The sequence below is a fragment of the Sorangium sp. So ce834 genome, assembly GCF_051521425.1.
GTDB lineage: Bacteria > Myxococcota_A > Polyangia > Polyangiales > Polyangiaceae > Sorangium > Sorangium cellulosum_D.
On record NZ_CP150351.1, the window covers coordinates 7,773,697 to 7,788,477 of the forward strand.

Sequence of the window (14,781 nt, forward strand, 5' to 3'; positions counted from 1 at the left end):
ATGAGCGTGCCGAAGGATCACCGCAGCGGCGCACGGGTCCTCCTCGAGCGGCTCGAGAAGCGGTTCGACGACAAGCCTGTCCTCTCGGGCATCGAGCTCGACGTCCAGCCTGGCGAGCTCCTGACCATCGTCGGGCGGAGCGGCTCGGGCAAGAGCACCCTGCTCCGCATCCTGTGCGGCCTCGAGCAGCCCACGGGCGGCGCGGCGCGCGTCCTTTCGCGGGGGGGCGTCACGGGCGGCGCGGCCGTGCGCGTCGTCTTCCAGGAGCCGCGGCTGATGCCGTGGCGCACGGTCCTCCAGAACGTCTGCATCGGCCTGCCGAAGGAGCGCCGCGAGCGCGCCCGCGACGTCCTCGCCCGGGTCGGCCTGCTCGACCGCCAGGACGACTACCCCGGCGTGCTCTCGGGCGGCCAGCGGCAGCGGGTCGCCCTCGCGCGCGCGCTCGTGCACGACCCCAAGGTCCTGCTCCTCGACGAGCCGTTCGGGGCGCTCGACGCCCTGACGCGGATCGGCGCCCAGCGCCTCGTCGAGTCGCTGTGGGCCCAGCACGGCTTCACCGCCATCCTGGTGACGCACGACGTCCAGGAGGCGGTCCTGCTCGGCGACCGCGTGCTCGTGTTCGACGAGGGCCGCATCACCGAGAGCGTCGCCGTCGACCTGCCGCGGCCCCGCGCCCGGGAGCTCCCGGAGGTCGGTCGCCTCACCGGCGCGCTGCTCCGGACGATCCTCGCGTCCGGCGAGGGCCCGCCCACGCCGCCCCCCTCGCGGGCGGACTTCCCGCCGCCCGTGGCGGCGCCCCTCCTCGCCGGCGCGGAGTGAGCGCGGCCGCGGATCAGGCGAAGCACCCCTTCAGGCGCGGATCGGTCCGGAGGATCGCCTCGACCTCGGACACGCAGTCGCGGGACGAGAGGATCGTGTAGTAGCCGGGCTTGATCTCCGGCGCGACGCGGACCGCCTCGAGCCACTCGTCGAGCGAGAACGGGTCTGCCCGGATCGCGTCCCAGAAGCCGGTCGCGTCGAGGACGGCGGCGAGGTGATCCGTCTCCCGCCCCTGGAGCTGGCTGACCACGTAGGCGGCCGTGCCGACCTGGAGGCCGTGGAGCCGCGGCCGGCCGGAGGTCTGGTCGAGCGCGTGGGAGATGAGGTGCTCGCTGCCGCTCGCCGGCCGGGACGACCCGGCGATCTCCATGGAGATGCCGTTCAGCATGAGCGCCGTCGCGAGCAGGCGCATGCCCTCGAGGTCGCGCCGGGGGCGCGCCATGAACTGGAACACGGTCGCGTCCGAGAGCAGGGCGGCGAAGTCGTTGACCGGCTCGCCGCGCGCGTGGAACGCGAGCTTCCAGTCGTGGACCGCGGTCACCTTGGCCACGAGATCGCCCACGCCGGAGAGCCACAGCACCTCCGGCGCGCGCAGGCAGACCTCGGTGTCGACCACCACGCCGAACGGGACCGCGCAAGGGAGCGAGCGGCGCCTGCCGCCCACCGTGAGGCTGGCCGAGGGGCTGCAAAAGCCGTCGTTCGAGAGCGAGGTGGGCACGGCGAGGAACGGCAGGCGGGCGAGGGACGCGAGGTATTTGGCCGTGTCGAGGGCGCGGCCGCCGCCGAGCCCGACGATCGCGTCGCACCGCGAGGGGAGCGCGGGCAGGAGCGCCGAGGCCTCCTCGACGCTGGCGGAGCCGACCTCGCGCCGGGCCACGACCTCGATCGCCTGCGCGTCCAGGCCCTCGCGCATCGCCGCCTCGATGGCGGCCGGCGTCCCTTCGCTCGCCAGCAGCAGGACGTGGCGGCGCCCCGCCCGCGCGAGGTAGAGCCCGCTGCGCGGGAGCGCCCCGGGCTTGATGCGCACCAGCGTGGGGATGCCGATCTGGGTGGCAGCGGGCATGCGCGTCTCCTAGGCCCGCCGCCGCGCCGCGCCTAGGCCCGCCGCCGCGCCGCGGCGCGCCTGCGGCTGACCTCCAGGCCGCGGCCGAGGCTGCTCAGGACGAGCAGGTCCTCGCCGAGGTCGACGTCCGCGAGCGCGCGGGCGACCTCCGGGCGAACGCCGGTCAGGATAGGCCGGGAGCCGAGCAGCTGGATCGCGCGCGCCAGCTGCTCCAGTGCGGCGGCGCCGTCCGGATCCAGCGCGTCGGCGCCGGTGACGTCGAGGACCACGTACGACGCCCGCTGCGCCACGATGGCGGGCAGGAGCCGCTCGCCGAGCTCGCCGGCGCGCTCGGCGTCGAGGCGCCCGATGAGCGGCACGGCGAGCGTGCCCCGGCCGACGTCGAGGATCGGCGCCGAGAGCGTGAGGATCTGCCGCCGCTGCTCCTCGACGAGGGCGAGCGAGCGGTTCAGCTCGTCGATGAGCCGGCCCTGCTGCTCGATCCGCCCCTCGGCGCGCCGCTGCGCCGTGACGTCGAGCTGCTGGACGAGCACCGCGCGGCCGCCGGTCACGGGATCGGTCGTGGGGCGCGCCTCCACCCGGTGCCACCGCTCGCCCTCGGTCGTGAGGACCTTGAGCTCCCCCGACCAGGGCGCCTCGGCGTCGATCGCCCCACGGATCGCCGCGCCCGCGTCCTCGTCCGGGAACACCGCGTCGATCTGCGGCGCGTCGCCGAGGGCGCGCAGGGCCGCGGGGTTGTGGAAGAGCGCCTTCCCCGCGCGGTCGACGAGGCTGACCAGCACCGACGAGTGCCGCACCGCCTCCACGCCGCGCACCATGGAGGCGTCGACGTCGGACGACTGCGGCAGCGCCTGGAACAGGACGGCGAGCCGCCCGTCGTCGAGGCGGATCGCCTGGCCGTGGAGCGTCACCGTGGCGGGCGCCCCGCGCGGGTAGAGCGTCCAGTCCTCCACGACGGTGCCGCCCTCGGCGACGACGCGGACGTAGCCGTCGAGCCGCGCGCGGACGGCCGGCGACAGGTCCGAGAGATCGCGCGCGTACAGCTCGGCGCGATCCGCCGCGCGCCAGAACTGGAGGGCCTTGGCGTTGGCCCAGGGGAAGCGGTATCGGTCGTGGTCGTAGACCCAGGTCGGCAGGATCGACAGCTCGAGGGCCGACAGGCGCTGGTCGAGGGACGTCATGTCGTGGCGGCACGTCATACGACGCCCTCGACCGTCCTGCACGCAGCATCAGTAATGCGGCTGGTTCACGTACGGGTCACTCCCCGCCGCTGCATAGCCGGCCACGGACTGGCTGCTCGAGTCGACGGCCAGCTTGCAAGGGCTCCGGTGGGTCACGTTGGAGTTGTAGAATTGCACCGCCTTGATGTCGGGATACCGCTTCAGGGCGTCGACGATGCCGCGCATCCACTGGCCCTTGCGGTTCGGGTCGGCCGGGTCCTCGTGGCTGGAGAACTCGCTCAGGATGTACGGTTTTTCGCCGTGCCAGGCCATCTGCGCGGGCGCGTGCATCCAGTCGTAGTGACCCCCGAACGTCGTCGCGGGATCTTTCCACCCCGATCCGTTGCACTCGTAGAAGTTGTACGGATCGTACCCGATCCAGTCGACGTAGCTGTCTCCGGGGTAGAGCGCGGGGAGCCGGGCGCGGGTGCCGCTCCAGCCCATCGGGGTCCAGACCCACACCACGTTGGTGGCGCCCGCCGCGCGGAACATGTCGACGATGCGCCGGTACGCGGCGACGTAGTCGGCGTCCGGGCCGTCGGCGCTGTGGACGTCGGTGTTGTCCATCTCGTGGTCGAAGGCGATCATGAATTTTCCGGGCGCGTTCTTGGCGCGCTCCGCGGCCGCCCGGATGACGGCGTCCTGCGAGCCGTTCGCGATCTCGGTCCACGTGACGTTCTGGCCCGCCGAGTAGCGGCGCGACTCCCACGACAGGTGGACGATGGTGCCTTCGTTCATCTGCGCCGTCTCGAACCTGTCCGGGAAGACGCCGTTATCGGTGGTCCCCCAGTCGTGGTAGCGGTACACGATATCGAGCTTGCGGCCGGCCTTCGCCTCGAAGTCCTTGATCGCGAGGCCCCAGTCCCAGCCATAGTTCCTCGACGAGTTGTAGGCGCCCCACCAGGCGCCGTTCCTCGGCACGAGCTTGTCCGACACGACGGGCTCCTCGTCCGGGGGCGAACCGCCGCCGTCGTCGTCCGGCGTCGTGACGTCGATCCAGACGATCGAGGAGACGAGCGAGCCTGTGCCGGCGGTGTTCTGGAAGACGAGCTCGGTCCGCAGCCGGTCGCCGTTCGCCACGGCGAGGCCGCCGAACGTCTCGCTCAGGTTCTGCTGGCTCGCGCTGAGCGCGCGCGCCGGGCCGGAGCCGAGCAGGGTGTCGCCGTCGTAGAGGTGGACGCGCACGGTGCCCGCGCCGCCGTTGATCGCCCAGGCCTGGACGTTGACGACGACCTGGCGCGCGCCGCCCGCCGGGGCGCCCGCGTAGCCGAGCGTGAGCGACGCCGTCGCGGCGCCTGGCGCGCTCCGCGCGAACGTGCCGCCGCCGTCGCTCGCCGCGAACGAGGTGCCGTCGTCGACGAGCCGGAAGATGGGCGCCGTGCCGCCCCCACCCCAGATCTTGTCGAGCGCGACGTCGCTCGTCGGCACGAGGCTCGCCGTCTGGGCCACGGCCGACGCGAGCTGTTCCGACGGCTCCGTTCCGGCGAGCTCTCCCGAGCTGCAGGCGGCGAGGAGCGCGGGCGCGGCGCAGAGGAGGAGTCGCTCATCGAGCAAGGCAAAGCGGGTCCGAGAAGTCATCATAGGATGATAGAGAAAGCACATATCGATCGACGGGCAAGACGTTGATTGAATTTCGCGCCTTCTGCAGCCACGCTGCACGCGGAGAGCTCAATAGGATGCCTTGTCGGACATCGCGCTCACCGCGCTTGGCCGCGCTGGTCCCTGGGGCTTTCGCGCAGCGCCTCCTGCGACATGCGCACACGCGCGCTGGACTGTTAAGTAGTGTGATGATCTGGAGAAGAGTTGTAACCGCCGCGCCGGCGGCGCTCCGGGCGTGCGCGGGCCTCGTCCGTTGTCCGCCGCCTTTCGCCGGCGGCCTATCGTCGGGCGCCGTGGGCTCCGCTCAGCCGGAGATCCGCGACAGGAGCTCGAGCAGCTCCTTCACCGCGTCCAGCCGGGCTTTCCGGGCGTCCCAGGACGAGGCCATCGTGGCGACGCTCGTCCGCCTCGCCGTCTCCCTGGCGATCTCCGCCTGCCGGCGCGAGCGCTCCTCGTCCTCGATCTGCTGCTGGCGCGCCCTCGCGGTGCCGCCGGACTCGGCGAAGGCGAGGAGCTGCGGGAGCTCGCCCCGGTCGAACCAGGTGCCGTGTTCCCTGCAGATGTCCACGATGATGCCGCTCTTTCCGGCGAAGTTCTTGCGGTTCATCGGCTGGCCGCACGCCGGGCAGCGGACGTAGCGCACGCGGACGTCCACGTGCTCCGGCCGCCGTGGCGGCCTCGGCGCGGCCGCGCCGTAGCTCTCCCGGCGCTCCAGGAGGTCGCGCAGGAGCGCGTGGTCGACGAGCTGGCCGCCGCATCGGCCGCAGTCGCGCAAGAGGCCTGTGGGGGCGCGGAGCGCGGAGAACGGCACGCCGCAATCGGAGCAGAGGAGCGCGTCGGGCTCTGCGATCGGCTCCAGGCCGAGCTCGTGCCCGCAGCCGTCGCAGCGCTCCGCGTCGGGCAGGTTCAGCTGGTAGCAGCCGCCGCAGCGCACGGTGGCGAGGAGGGGGCCTGTGCACCCGGGATAGCAGCGCCCCTCGGCGTTGATGAGGAGGCCGCAGCGCGGACACGTGCGCATCGCCCCGATGCTAGGCGAAGGGCGCGCCCGCGAGAAGCGGCGCCGCGGGCTCAGCGCACCCGGAGGGGGCGCGCCGAGGGGCGGGAGCTCCGGTCTCGGCCGCCGGGCGGCGTGCTGGAGCGGCGCACCACCTTGCGGAGCTCCTCGACGAGGTATCCCAGGGCGACGTCCTCGTCGTGGAGCACGACGACGCTGTCGTTGTTCTCCTCACGCAGGAGCCGGTTCACCTGCAAGGCGCCCACGGCGGTCCGGACGACGATGGCGACGGCGGCGAACTCCTGGACGAGCATGCTGCGGGTGCGCATCGTCGCGGCCTCGAACGACGGATCGTTGTTCATGGGGGGCCGGCGGAGGTCGATGAGGTGGCCGAGGCTCGGGCGATCGAGCGATTCATAGACCTGGAGCGCCTCGGTGTGGATGCGGATGAACTCGTCGGGGGACGCGTACGTGTGCTCGGAACGGGTGCTCCGGACGATCGAGCGCTCCTGATCGAGCGAGACCGTCAGGAAGTCGTTCTGCAGCAGCACCGCCATGCCCAGGAAAGGATAGCGGGCCGGCGGCGCGCTGGCACTGAAAAGCTCTAGCGGCATGAAGGCGCGGCGGCGGGGACTGGGCTGCCACACCGTGGTCAAGCTGAGGCACCACAATCCACCGCTGCCGCAACGTGGAGCCTTGCGAGCTCATCTGTAGCGACCGCCGGGACGTCCTCACTCGGCCGAACGGCGCCGGGGACCAGGAGCTCAGCGCGCTGGCGCTGCGCTCCTCGGCGGGCGCGCTCATTCGCCGCAATGAGCCCCGTGCTCGCAGGGATCGCACGCGGCGGGCAGGCAGTAGCCCGTGACCACGATGTTATTCGCGCAGAGCGCGTCCAGCACGTCGCCGAAGGAGCTTTCTCCGGGGTTCCCCGCGATCGAGACCCGCGCGCAGCGGTCGAACTCGATGTCGTTCAGCAGGGACGCGTCCTCGATCAGGTTGTCCGACAGATCCAGCGTGTGGACGCGCGGTACGCCCACGAGCGGCGAGAGGTCGGTGATGGAGTCGGAGCTCGCCTCGATCCACATGAGGTTCGTGAGCCCCGTGACCCAGCTCAGATCCGCGCCGCTCGGTCCGATGTCGCCGATCTGAACCACCATGAGCTGCGGGTGGTTGGCGAGCGGGGACGTGTCCGTCAGCGGATTGCCGGCGAGCCCCAGGCTGTTCAGGCGGGGCACGTTCGCGGGCTCGATCCCTGCAATCGACGCGATGCGATTGTCGCTGAGCATCAGGACCTCGAGGAACGGAAGAGACGCCACGATGCGCGCGTCCTCGACCTCGGCCCGCTCCAGGTGGAGCGCCGTCAGGGAGTGGTGGCTCGGCAGCGTCGCGAGGCTCGTCACCTTGGTGTAAGTGAAGTACGCGTTGTTCAGGGCCGGAAACTTGGAGAGGCTCGAGAGCTCGGCGACGAGGGTCCGTTCGACCGAGAGATGGAACAGGGCGTCGAGGCCGTCCAGCCCTTCTAGGGCCTCGAGCGGATTTCCCGACAAGGTCAGGTTCTGAAGCTCCGGAAGATCGTTCAGGTCGCTCGTCGACGACACCAGGTTGTCTCTCGCGGTCAGCGTCATGAGCGCTTGATGCCCGGAGAGCGCCCCCAGCGAGACGATCCGGTTCGCGTCCAGGTGCAGGTTGTAGAGCCGCGGCAGACGCATGAGGATCGAGATGTCCTCGATCCGATTGCCCTCGAGGAACAGCTGCTCGACCGACGTGGCACACTCGAGGCCGCTCAGATTTTCGATGCCGAGGTTGTCGAGCGAGAGCGATTCAGGCACGGCGAGCGCCGCCCCCGGAATCGGCTCGTCGGCATCGAGGCCGAGCAGCTCTCGCAAACCCGCGGCGAGCGCTGGATCCGGCACTTCCACGGTGCCGTCGCAGCCCTCCGGGGCCGGGCTGGCGTCGACCGTGGTGCCGCAGCCGAAGAGGGAAAGGCACGTGGCCAAGGCGAAGCAGCCCTGCGTTCTGGTGAGCATACGGAGGCTCCTCAGCAAACCCGGTGCCGCCGCGGAATACCGCCGGCTCTCGAGGATTTCGCGCATCGCCGTGGCCGATGAGCCAACCTGCGCCACGCCGCTGTGCCACTCTTGCCGCCGGCCTCCGATGGGAAGGACCGGACATCTCGTCATGAGCAGCTCGCCGCACACAAGCCGGTGCATGACGTGGTTGTCGTCCGCCCGGACCGTCGAGATGTCCGGTTTATCCAATCGAAGGCCGCGGGCGCGTGCCATGAACATCCCATGACCCACGTTGACGCCACGATGAGCCGCTCCCCCCTCCGATCGACTCCGCTGGGCAAGACCGGGCCCAGCGTCTTTCCCGTCGGCCTCGGCTGCATGGCGATGTCCGGCGCCTACGGCCCGGCCGAAGAGGCCGAGAGCGTGGCGACGATCCGCCACGCCATCGAGCGAGGGATCACCCTGATCGACACCGGAGACTTCTACGGCAACGGGCACAACGAGCTCCTCATCCGGCGCGCGATCGAGGGGGTGCGCGACAAGGTCCAGCTCTCGGTGAAGTTCGGCGCGATGCGCGGTCCGGACGGCGCCATGGTGGGCATCGACACCCGCCCGGCGGCCGTGAAGAACTTCGCGGCGTACAGCCTGCAACGGCTGGGCGTGGAGGTCATCGATGTGTACCGCCCCGCGCGCCTCGACCCGCAGGTGCCCATCGAGGACACCGTCGGGGCCATCGCCGACCTCATCAAGGCCGGCTTCGTCCGGCATATCGGGCTGTCCGAGGTGGGGGTCGAGACGATTCGGCGCGCGACCGCGGTGCACCCGATCGTGGACCTGCAGATCGAGTACGCGATCGCGACGCGCGGGCCCGAGGCGTCGATCTTCCCTGCCCTCGCGGAGCTCGGGATGAGCGCGACGCTCTACGGGGTCTTTGCGCGGGGGCTGCTCACCGGCAGCAAGCCTTCGGGAAAGGGGGACTTCCGACAGTACATGCCGCGGTTCGCAGGCGAGCAAGGGGCAAAGAACGCGAGCGTCGTCGAGAAGCTCCACGCCTTCGCCGGCGAGCGCGGGATGACGCCGGCTCAGGTGGCGCTGGCGTGGGTGCTGGCGAAGCAGCCCACGCTGGTGCCGGTCATCGGGGCCCGCACGCGAGCCCAGCTCGACGATGCCCTCGTGGCCCTCGACAAGCCGCTGTCGGCGAGCGACGTCGCGGCGCTCGAGAGCATCGTGCCGGCGGACGCGATCGGCGGCGCGCGCTACGCCGCGCAGCAAATGAAGGTCCTCGACAGCGAGCGGTAGCCGATCGATGCGGGCCCCCGCGTCGGCTTGAACGGCCGCACGAAAGGCGTAAGAGTGATGAACGTGGCCGCAGCGATGGATCTCCCCACCCTCGCGCTCCCGCGCTTCGTCGAGGAAGTCCGTGCGGTCGCGCCGCCCCCCGGTCAGGCGCTCGATCTCGAGTGGCTTCCCGACGGCAGAACGACCCTCGTTTTTCGAGCGCTCGAGGGCGCGCGCGAGGGGGATGTGTGGGTCGCGGGCCCCCGAACGCGCGCGCTATTCAAGACCAAGACCGGCGTCGCGCGGACGGTCACGCTTCGGTTCCGGCCAGGCTGGTCGGTTCCGCTGCTCGGCGTGGCGGCGAGCGAGCTCACGGACCGGATGGTTCCGCTGGAGGACGTGTGGGGCCGCGCCGGGCGCGAGCTCGGCGGTGAGCTCCTCGCCGCGAGGAGCCGCGCGGACGTGATGGACCGCGTCGCCCGGGCGCTCGCCCTTCGTGCCGGCCACCCCTTCGAGACGGCATCGGCGAAGCTCGCTCGTCGCGCGGTTCGCTTGCTCGAAGAGGGCGAGATCCGGGTGGAGGGTGTTGCCGACCGGCTCGGCGTCACGGCGCGGCATCTTCGCCGCGCCTTCACCGAGAACGTCGGCATCGGCCCGAAGGAGTTCGCGCGGACCGTCCGCCTGCAACGCGCGGTGCGAATGGCAGCGACCTCGTGCGACTGGGCACGCATCGCCGCGGACGCGGGCTATTATGACCAAGCCCACCTCATCGCCGACTTCCGTCAGCTCGTCGGGCTCACACCGGGCGCGTTCTCCAAACGCGCGGGCGGCCGGATGACTCAGCCGAAGCTGATCACGTCGGAGTTTCCTCTGCCTGTCCTGTAGCTCGAGCTCGGCACGGCGACCGTCATCGCCATGGCAACGGCTTTCTCTGCATCGCCCAGTGCGTGGGCTTCGAGGGAGCCCTGCGCCGGGCTCATGGACAGCAGCGGAAGGCACAATCGGATGGGCCTGGGCCCTCCGGCTCCACCCAAGCCCGGCGCACCCATCAAGCGCGCCCCATGCCGCCCCCAGCCCCGCCCCCGCCTCACTCGAACCGCAGCGCCTCCACCGGATCCAGCCGCGCCGCGCGCCGCGCCGGCCCCACGCCGAACGTGATCCCGATCAGGATCGACACCCCGAGCGCCAGCCCCACCGCGTACGGCGGCACGATGGTCGCCCACTCCCCGAACCGCGACAGCAGCACCGCCGCCCCGTACCCGAGGCCCACGCCGGCCACCCCGCCCGCGAGCGACACCACCACCGCCTCGACCAGGAACTGCCGCAGGATGTCCTTCCGCCGCGCCCCGACCGCCATCCGCACGCCGATCTCGCGGGTCCGCTCCCGCACCGACACGAGCATGATGTTCATGATCCCGATGCCGCCCACGATCAGCGACACCGCCGCCACGCTCCCGAGCAGCGTCGTGAACGTGCCCGTGATCTGCCCCATCGTCGCCAACATCTCCGCCTGCGACCGCACCTCGAAATCGCTCGGCTGATCCGCGCGCAGCCGGTGCCGCAGGCGCAAGAGCTGCTCGAGCTGCGCGATCACCACCTCCGACCGGTCCTCGCTCGCGAGCTGCAGCGAGATCGTCGACAGGTGATCCTGCCCGAACAGGACCGACCGGTGCGTCGACATCGGCACGAACACCCCGTCGTCCGGCGACCCCATCCCGGAGCCCTTCTCCGCCAGCACCCCGACCACCCGGAACGCGCTCCCGTTGATCTGGAGCCGCGTGCCGAGCGGCGACCCCCCCGGATAGAGCTGCCGCACCACGTTCGCCCCGAGGATCACCACCCGCGCGCGCTGCTGCTCGTCGAGCTCCGAGAACCCGACGCCGCTCGCCACCGACAGCGACCGCACCTCGAGGTACGCCGGCGTGATCCCGGTCACGGACGCGTTCAGGTTGCTCGCCATGTAGCGGAGCTGCGCGCTGCCGCTCCGCTCCGGCGCCACCGCCGCCACGCCGTCGAGCGCCTTCAGCGCCTCGGCGTCCGCCTCGGTCAGCGTCTTCACCGTGCCCGAGCGCACCCCGCTCGCCGACGCCGAACCCGGCCGCACCATCAGCAGGTTCGCGCCGAGCGACCGGATCCGCCCCTCCACGCTGCTGCGCGCGCCCTCGCCGATGCCGAGCACCGCCACGACCGCCGCCGTCCCGATGATCATGCCGAGCATCGTCAGCAGCGTCCGCAGCCGGTTCGAGGCGAGCGAGCGCCACGCGCTCTTCGCGGTTTCCTTGATCAGCATGACGCCTCCATCTCGCTCGCGTGGAACGCCGCCACCACGGTGCTCGACGGGCCGTCCGCCACGATGCGGCCGTCCTTCATGTGGATGGCGCGCGCGAGCGCCCGCGCCACGCCGAGGTCGTGCGTCACCATCACCAGCGTCGTCCCGTCCGCGTTCAGCGACATCAAGAGCTCGAGCACGTCGCGCCCCGTCCGGCTGTCGAGCGCGCCCGTCGGCTCGTCGCACAGGAGGATCGACGGCCGCGTCACGATCGCCCGCGCGATCGCGACGCGCTGCCGCTGCCCGCCCGAGAGCTCGGACGGCAGGTGCCGCGCGCGCGCCGCGAGCCCGACGCGCGCGAGCGCGCTCTCCGCGAGCTCCCGGCTGTTCTTCACCGCCCCGTAGAGCAGCGGCAGCTCGACGTTCTCCGCCGCCGTCATCCGCGGCAGCAGGTTGAAGCTCTGGAACACGAACCCGATGTGCTTGTTCCTGAGCGCCGCGAGCTCGTCGTCGTCGAGCTCCGCCACGTCGCGCCCCCCGAGCCGGTACGTGCCCTCGGTCGGCCGATCCAGGCACCCGAGGATGTTCAGCAGGCTCGACTTCCCGCACCCGGACGGCCCGATGATCGCGACCGACTCGCCGCGCCGCACCTCGAACCCGATCCGGTCGACCGCCCGCACCGCGAGGTCCGCGCGATCGGCGTGGTACACCTTGGAGAGGTCGCTCACGAAGACCGGGACGTCCATCTCAGCGGCCCCCCCGGGCGCCCATGCCCATGCCCATCCCGCGCATCGGGTTCTGCCCGCCCCGCTGCCCCTGCCCCTGCCCCTGCTGCGCGCCCGGCGCGCTCACGACGGGCGCGCTCGCGAGGACGTCGTCGCCCTCGCTCAGCCCCTCGACCACCACCATGCTCGTCCCGTCGGTCGCCCCGGTCTTGATCGGCCGCTCCTCGCCGCTCGCGAGCCGCACGAACCGCCGCTTGCCCGCCGACTGCACCGCCAGGAGCGGCACGAGCAGCACGTCCTTCTGCTCCGCCGTCACGATCTCCACGTCGGCGCTCATCCCCGACCGGAGCAGCGACGACTCCTTGTCGTTGACGACGATCTCGACGTCGAAGGTCACGACGCTCGACACCTCCTTGCCGAGCGGGCTCACCCGGTCGACCACGCCCTGGAACACCCGGTCGCCGTAGGCGTCGACGCGGATCTCGACCCGCTGGCCGGGGGCGACGCGGCCGATCTGCGCCTCGTCGATGGCGCCGACGATGCGCAGGTCCGACAGATCGGCGAGCGTCATCACGGCGCTGCCGCCGCTCACGTTGGTGAGCGCCGACGACACGAGCGTCCCCTTCTCCACCGCCACGTCGAGCACCGTGCCGGCGATCGGCGCGTAGATCTGCATCTCCTTGAGGCGCGTCTCCGCGTCCTGCACCGCGAGCTCGGCCTGCTTGAGCTGCGCCTGGGCCGAGGTCACCTGCGCGCGCCGGAGCGTCATGTTCGCGCCCGCCACCTTCGTCGAGTGCGCGGCCGAGCGCGCCGCGTCGGTCGAGCCCAGGCCGAGCTCGGCGCTCTTCTCGGCGATCTGCTGGCTCACCTCGTTGTTCTTGCGATCCAGGTCGGCGGCCGCGAGCGACGCCTGCGCCGCAGCGAGGTCCGCCTTCACCCGGTCGCGCGCCACGCGCGCCGCGGCGAGAGCGCGCTCCGCGTCGATCGGATCCAGCTTGACCAGGAGCTGCCCGGCCTCGACCTGGTCGCCCTCCTTCACGAGCACCTCGATGACCTGGCCCGCGGCGCGCGACTTCACCTCGACCTGCACGTCGGGCTCGATCTTCCCGGACGCCGCGGCGGTCTCGGTCAGGCTCCCCCGGCGGATCTCGACCGTGGGCCCGGCGGGCGCCTTCGAGGGCGTCTGATACCAGGCGTACCCGCCGATCGCGAACGTCGCGATGGCCGCCGCGGCCACGCCGGACATCAGGTAGCGTTTCTTGTTCCTGTTCATGACGACCTCCTGGGGAGCACCGAAGCGAAGCGATCGAGGAGCGCACCCGCGGCGTGCTCCAGCTGGAAGCGCGAGGTGAGCGCCGTGACCACGGCCCGCAGCTTCCGGAGCTCCGCCTCGCGCAGCGTCTGCTCCGCCTTCACCACGTCCGCCGACGTCGACGTCCCGAGCAGCAGCCGCTGCCGCTCCGCCTCGGCGAGCTCGCCGGCCAGGCGGGCGGTCTCCGTGGCGAGCGCGACCTGCTCGTCGGACGCCTCGAGGGTCACGCGCAGCGAGGTGAGCTCGGCCGCGATCGCCTCGGCGCGCGTCTGGTAACGCGCCTCCGCGGCCGCGAGCTGCGTGCGCGCGCGCGCCGCGTCGGCCGACGCCCGGCCCCCGCCGAACGGCAGCTCCAGGTCGAGCCCGCCGAGCACGGTGAACGCCGGCCGCCCGCCCAGGAGCGAGACCCCCGACGTGCCGTCGTCCGCCCACGGGGTCCTCACCGAGGCGGTCGTGAACACGTCGAGGCGGACCTGGTCGGCGTCCTCCGCGGCGCCCACCCGCGCGCGCTGCGCCTCGAGGTCGGCGCGCAGGGCGGCGAGCTCCTGGGATCGCTCGCGCGCCGCGCGCGTCAGCGCGTCGATCGGCGGGAGCGGACCGAGCGAGGGCGGCGCGCCGGTCGGCGAGAGCGCCGCGGCCTCCCGCGGGGCCATGCCGAGCGCGCGGCCGAGCGCGATCGCCCGCGCCGAGCGCGTCGCGCGGGCCTGCGACAGCGCGTCCGCGATCGACCCGGCCGAGGTCGAGAACTGCAGGACGTCCACCCGCGTGCCGGTGCCGAGCGTCTCGGCGCGGGCCTTGGCGTCGTTCAGCTGCCGCTGCGCGGCCGCGAGCGCCTGCTCCTGCACGGCGATCGCCTGCTCCGCGTACCAGAGCTCCCAGTACGCATCGAGCACGTCGAGCGCGGTCTGGCTCGCCGCGAGGTCGCGCTCCTGCTCCGCGGCGATCGCCGACGCCTCCGCCTGCGCGATCGGCGCGAGCACGGCGTCGGTCCCGGCGCCCCGGAGCAGCGGCTGCCGCGCGGAGACGTACGCCTCCGCGGTGGTCGTCGGCCTGAGGGCGCCGTTCCCCGCCGGGCTGCGGGCCGCGCCGCCCCACGACTTGTCCGCCGACGCGCCCACCTCGAGGCTGGTCCCGACGTCGGTCGTGTACCGGAGGGCCACGTTCGACCCGACGGTCGTGGTGCCCGAGAGCCCGCGGCCCCCGTTCCCGAGGTCCTCTGTGTATTGACCGGTCACCGAGGCGGACAGCGTGGGCTTGCGGGCGCCTTGCTCGGCGGCGACGGCCTGCCGCGCGGCGGTGGCCTCGAGCAGGGCCGCGCGCAGGGCCGGGTTCTGGGAGGCCGCGCGGCCGACCGCCTGCTCGGCGGTGAGCGTCTCGGCGCTGGCCGCGCTGCTCAGCGTGCACGTGGCGATGACGGCGAGGGACGCCAGCCACGGCAAGGGAACGGAGCGAGTGAGCGTCATGCGGCCCAGGCTAGAGAGCAGTGTCTCAAG

13 protein-coding genes are annotated in these 14,781 nt (G+C 72.2%); 3 read left to right on the forward strand and 10 right to left on the reverse strand.

Annotation, left to right across the window (positions count from 1 at the left end; all coding sequences use genetic code 11):
• Window positions 1-819, forward strand: a complete 819-nt coding sequence (locus WMF20_RS27975; RefSeq protein ID WP_129577313.1) for an ABC transporter ATP-binding protein — start codon at window positions 1-3, stop codon at window positions 817-819.
• A gap of 13 nt (window positions 820-832) precedes the next feature.
• Here WMF20_RS27975 and WMF20_RS27980 read toward each other — a convergent pair whose 3' ends face one another.
• From WMF20_RS27980 to WMF20_RS28005, 6 genes are all read right to left on the reverse strand, one after another.
• On the reverse strand, window positions 833-1,882 hold the full coding sequence (locus WMF20_RS27980) for an iron-containing alcohol dehydrogenase family protein (RefSeq protein ID WP_437604987.1): 1,050 nt from the start codon (window positions 1,880-1,882) through the stop codon (window positions 833-835).
• A 32-nt stretch (window positions 1,883-1,914) separates the two neighbouring features.
• Window positions 1,915-3,063 (reverse strand): STAS domain-containing protein, encoded by a 1,149-nt coding sequence (locus WMF20_RS27985; RefSeq protein WP_437604988.1) that lies wholly within the window; start codon window positions 3,061-3,063, stop codon window positions 1,915-1,917.
• Between the two features lie 48 nt (window positions 3,064-3,111).
• The gene (locus WMF20_RS27990; RefSeq protein ID WP_437604989.1) at window positions 3,112-4,656 is read right to left on the reverse strand and encodes a glycoside hydrolase family 26 protein; all 1,545 of its coding nucleotides are present in this window, start codon (window positions 4,654-4,656) and stop codon (window positions 3,112-3,114) included.
• A 349-nt stretch (window positions 4,657-5,005) separates the two neighbouring features.
• Window positions 5,006-5,719: a zf-TFIIB domain-containing protein gene (locus tag WMF20_RS27995; protein ID WP_437604990.1), complete on the reverse strand. Its 714-nt coding sequence runs from the start codon at window positions 5,717-5,719 to the stop codon at window positions 5,006-5,008.
• Window positions 5,720-5,769: 50 nt separating this feature from the next.
• Window positions 5,770-6,309 carry a hypothetical protein gene (locus WMF20_RS28000; protein WP_437604991.1) on the reverse strand — a complete coding sequence of 180 codons (540 nt, stop codon included), beginning with the start codon at window positions 6,307-6,309 and terminating at the stop codon, window positions 5,770-5,772.
• A gap of 186 nt (window positions 6,310-6,495) precedes the next feature.
• On the reverse strand, window positions 6,496-7,722 hold the full coding sequence (locus tag WMF20_RS28005) for a leucine-rich repeat domain-containing protein (RefSeq protein WP_437604992.1): 1,227 nt from the start codon (window positions 7,720-7,722) through the stop codon (window positions 6,496-6,498).
• Between the two features lie 264 nt (window positions 7,723-7,986).
• Here WMF20_RS28005 and WMF20_RS28010 point away from each other — a divergent pair, with 264 nt between their 5' ends.
• Both WMF20_RS28010 and WMF20_RS28015 read left to right on the forward strand, forming a co-directional pair.
• Complete coding sequence (locus WMF20_RS28010; protein ID WP_437604993.1) at window positions 7,987-9,003, forward strand: aldo/keto reductase; 1,017 nt, start codon at window positions 7,987-7,989, stop codon at window positions 9,001-9,003.
• 27 nt (window positions 9,004-9,030) lie between these two features.
• Entirely contained in the window at window positions 9,031-9,867 is an 837-nt protein-coding gene (locus tag WMF20_RS28015; protein WP_437604994.1) for a helix-turn-helix domain-containing protein, read from the forward strand.
• A gap of 202 nt (window positions 9,868-10,069) precedes the next feature.
• Here the strand turns inward: WMF20_RS28015 and WMF20_RS28020 are convergent, their stop codons facing one another.
• From WMF20_RS28020 to WMF20_RS28035, 4 genes are read right to left on the reverse strand one after another with little or no spacing between them, the layout of a single operon-like run.
• Window positions 10,070-11,272, reverse strand: a complete 1,203-nt coding sequence (locus WMF20_RS28020; protein ID WP_437604995.1) for an ABC transporter permease — start codon at window positions 11,270-11,272, stop codon at window positions 10,070-10,072.
• Window positions 11,266-11,997 carry an ABC transporter ATP-binding protein gene (locus WMF20_RS28025; RefSeq protein ID WP_437604996.1) on the reverse strand — a complete coding sequence of 244 codons (732 nt, stop codon included), beginning with the start codon at window positions 11,995-11,997 and terminating at the stop codon, window positions 11,266-11,268. Before WMF20_RS28025 ends, WMF20_RS28020 begins: the two co-directional genes overlap by 7 nt.
• A 1-nt stretch (window position 11,998) precedes the next feature.
• Window positions 11,999-13,249: an efflux RND transporter periplasmic adaptor subunit gene (locus WMF20_RS28030; protein ID WP_437604997.1), complete on the reverse strand. Its 1,251-nt coding sequence runs from the start codon at window positions 13,247-13,249 to the stop codon at window positions 11,999-12,001.
• Entirely contained in the window at window positions 13,246-14,751 is a 1,506-nt protein-coding gene (locus tag WMF20_RS28035) for a TolC family protein (protein ID WP_437604998.1), read from the reverse strand. The genes WMF20_RS28030 and WMF20_RS28035 overlap by 4 nt, the downstream gene beginning before the upstream one ends.
• Window positions 14,752-14,781 lie beyond the last annotated feature (30 nt).

Bases quoted from the DNA above. Each gene is read 5' to 3' on its own strand.
- WMF20_RS27975 (WP_129577313.1), top strand. From the start codon at position 1: ATGAGCGTGCCGAAGGATCACCGCAGCGGCGCACGGGTCCTCCTCGAG.
- WMF20_RS27980 (WP_437604987.1), bottom strand. From the start codon at position 1,882: ATGCCCGCTGCCACCCAGATCGGCATCCCCACGCTGGTGCGCATCAAG.
- WMF20_RS27985 (WP_437604988.1), bottom strand. From the start codon at position 3,063: ATGACGTCCCTCGACCAGCGCCTGTCGGCCCTCGAGCTGTCGATCCTG.
- WMF20_RS27995 (WP_437604990.1), bottom strand. From the start codon at position 5,719: ATGCGCACGTGTCCGCGCTGCGGCCTCCTCATCAACGCCGAGGGGCGC.
- WMF20_RS28000 (WP_437604991.1), bottom strand. From the start codon at position 6,309: ATGCCGCTAGAGCTTTTCAGTGCCAGCGCGCCGCCGGCCCGCTATCCT.
- WMF20_RS28005 (WP_437604992.1), bottom strand. From the start codon at position 7,722: ATGCTCACCAGAACGCAGGGCTGCTTCGCCTTGGCCACGTGCCTTTCC.
- WMF20_RS28010 (WP_437604993.1), top strand. From the start codon at position 7,987: ATGACCCACGTTGACGCCACGATGAGCCGCTCCCCCCTCCGATCGACT.
- WMF20_RS28020 (WP_437604995.1), bottom strand. From the start codon at position 11,272: ATGCTGATCAAGGAAACCGCGAAGAGCGCGTGGCGCTCGCTCGCCTCG.
- WMF20_RS28025 (WP_437604996.1), bottom strand. From the start codon at position 11,997: ATGGACGTCCCGGTCTTCGTGAGCGACCTCTCCAAGGTGTACCACGCC.
- WMF20_RS28030 (WP_437604997.1), bottom strand. From the start codon at position 13,249: ATGAACAGGAACAAGAAACGCTACCTGATGTCCGGCGTGGCCGCGGCG.
- WMF20_RS28035 (WP_437604998.1), bottom strand. From the start codon at position 14,751: ATGACGCTCACTCGCTCCGTTCCCTTGCCGTGGCTGGCGTCCCTCGCC.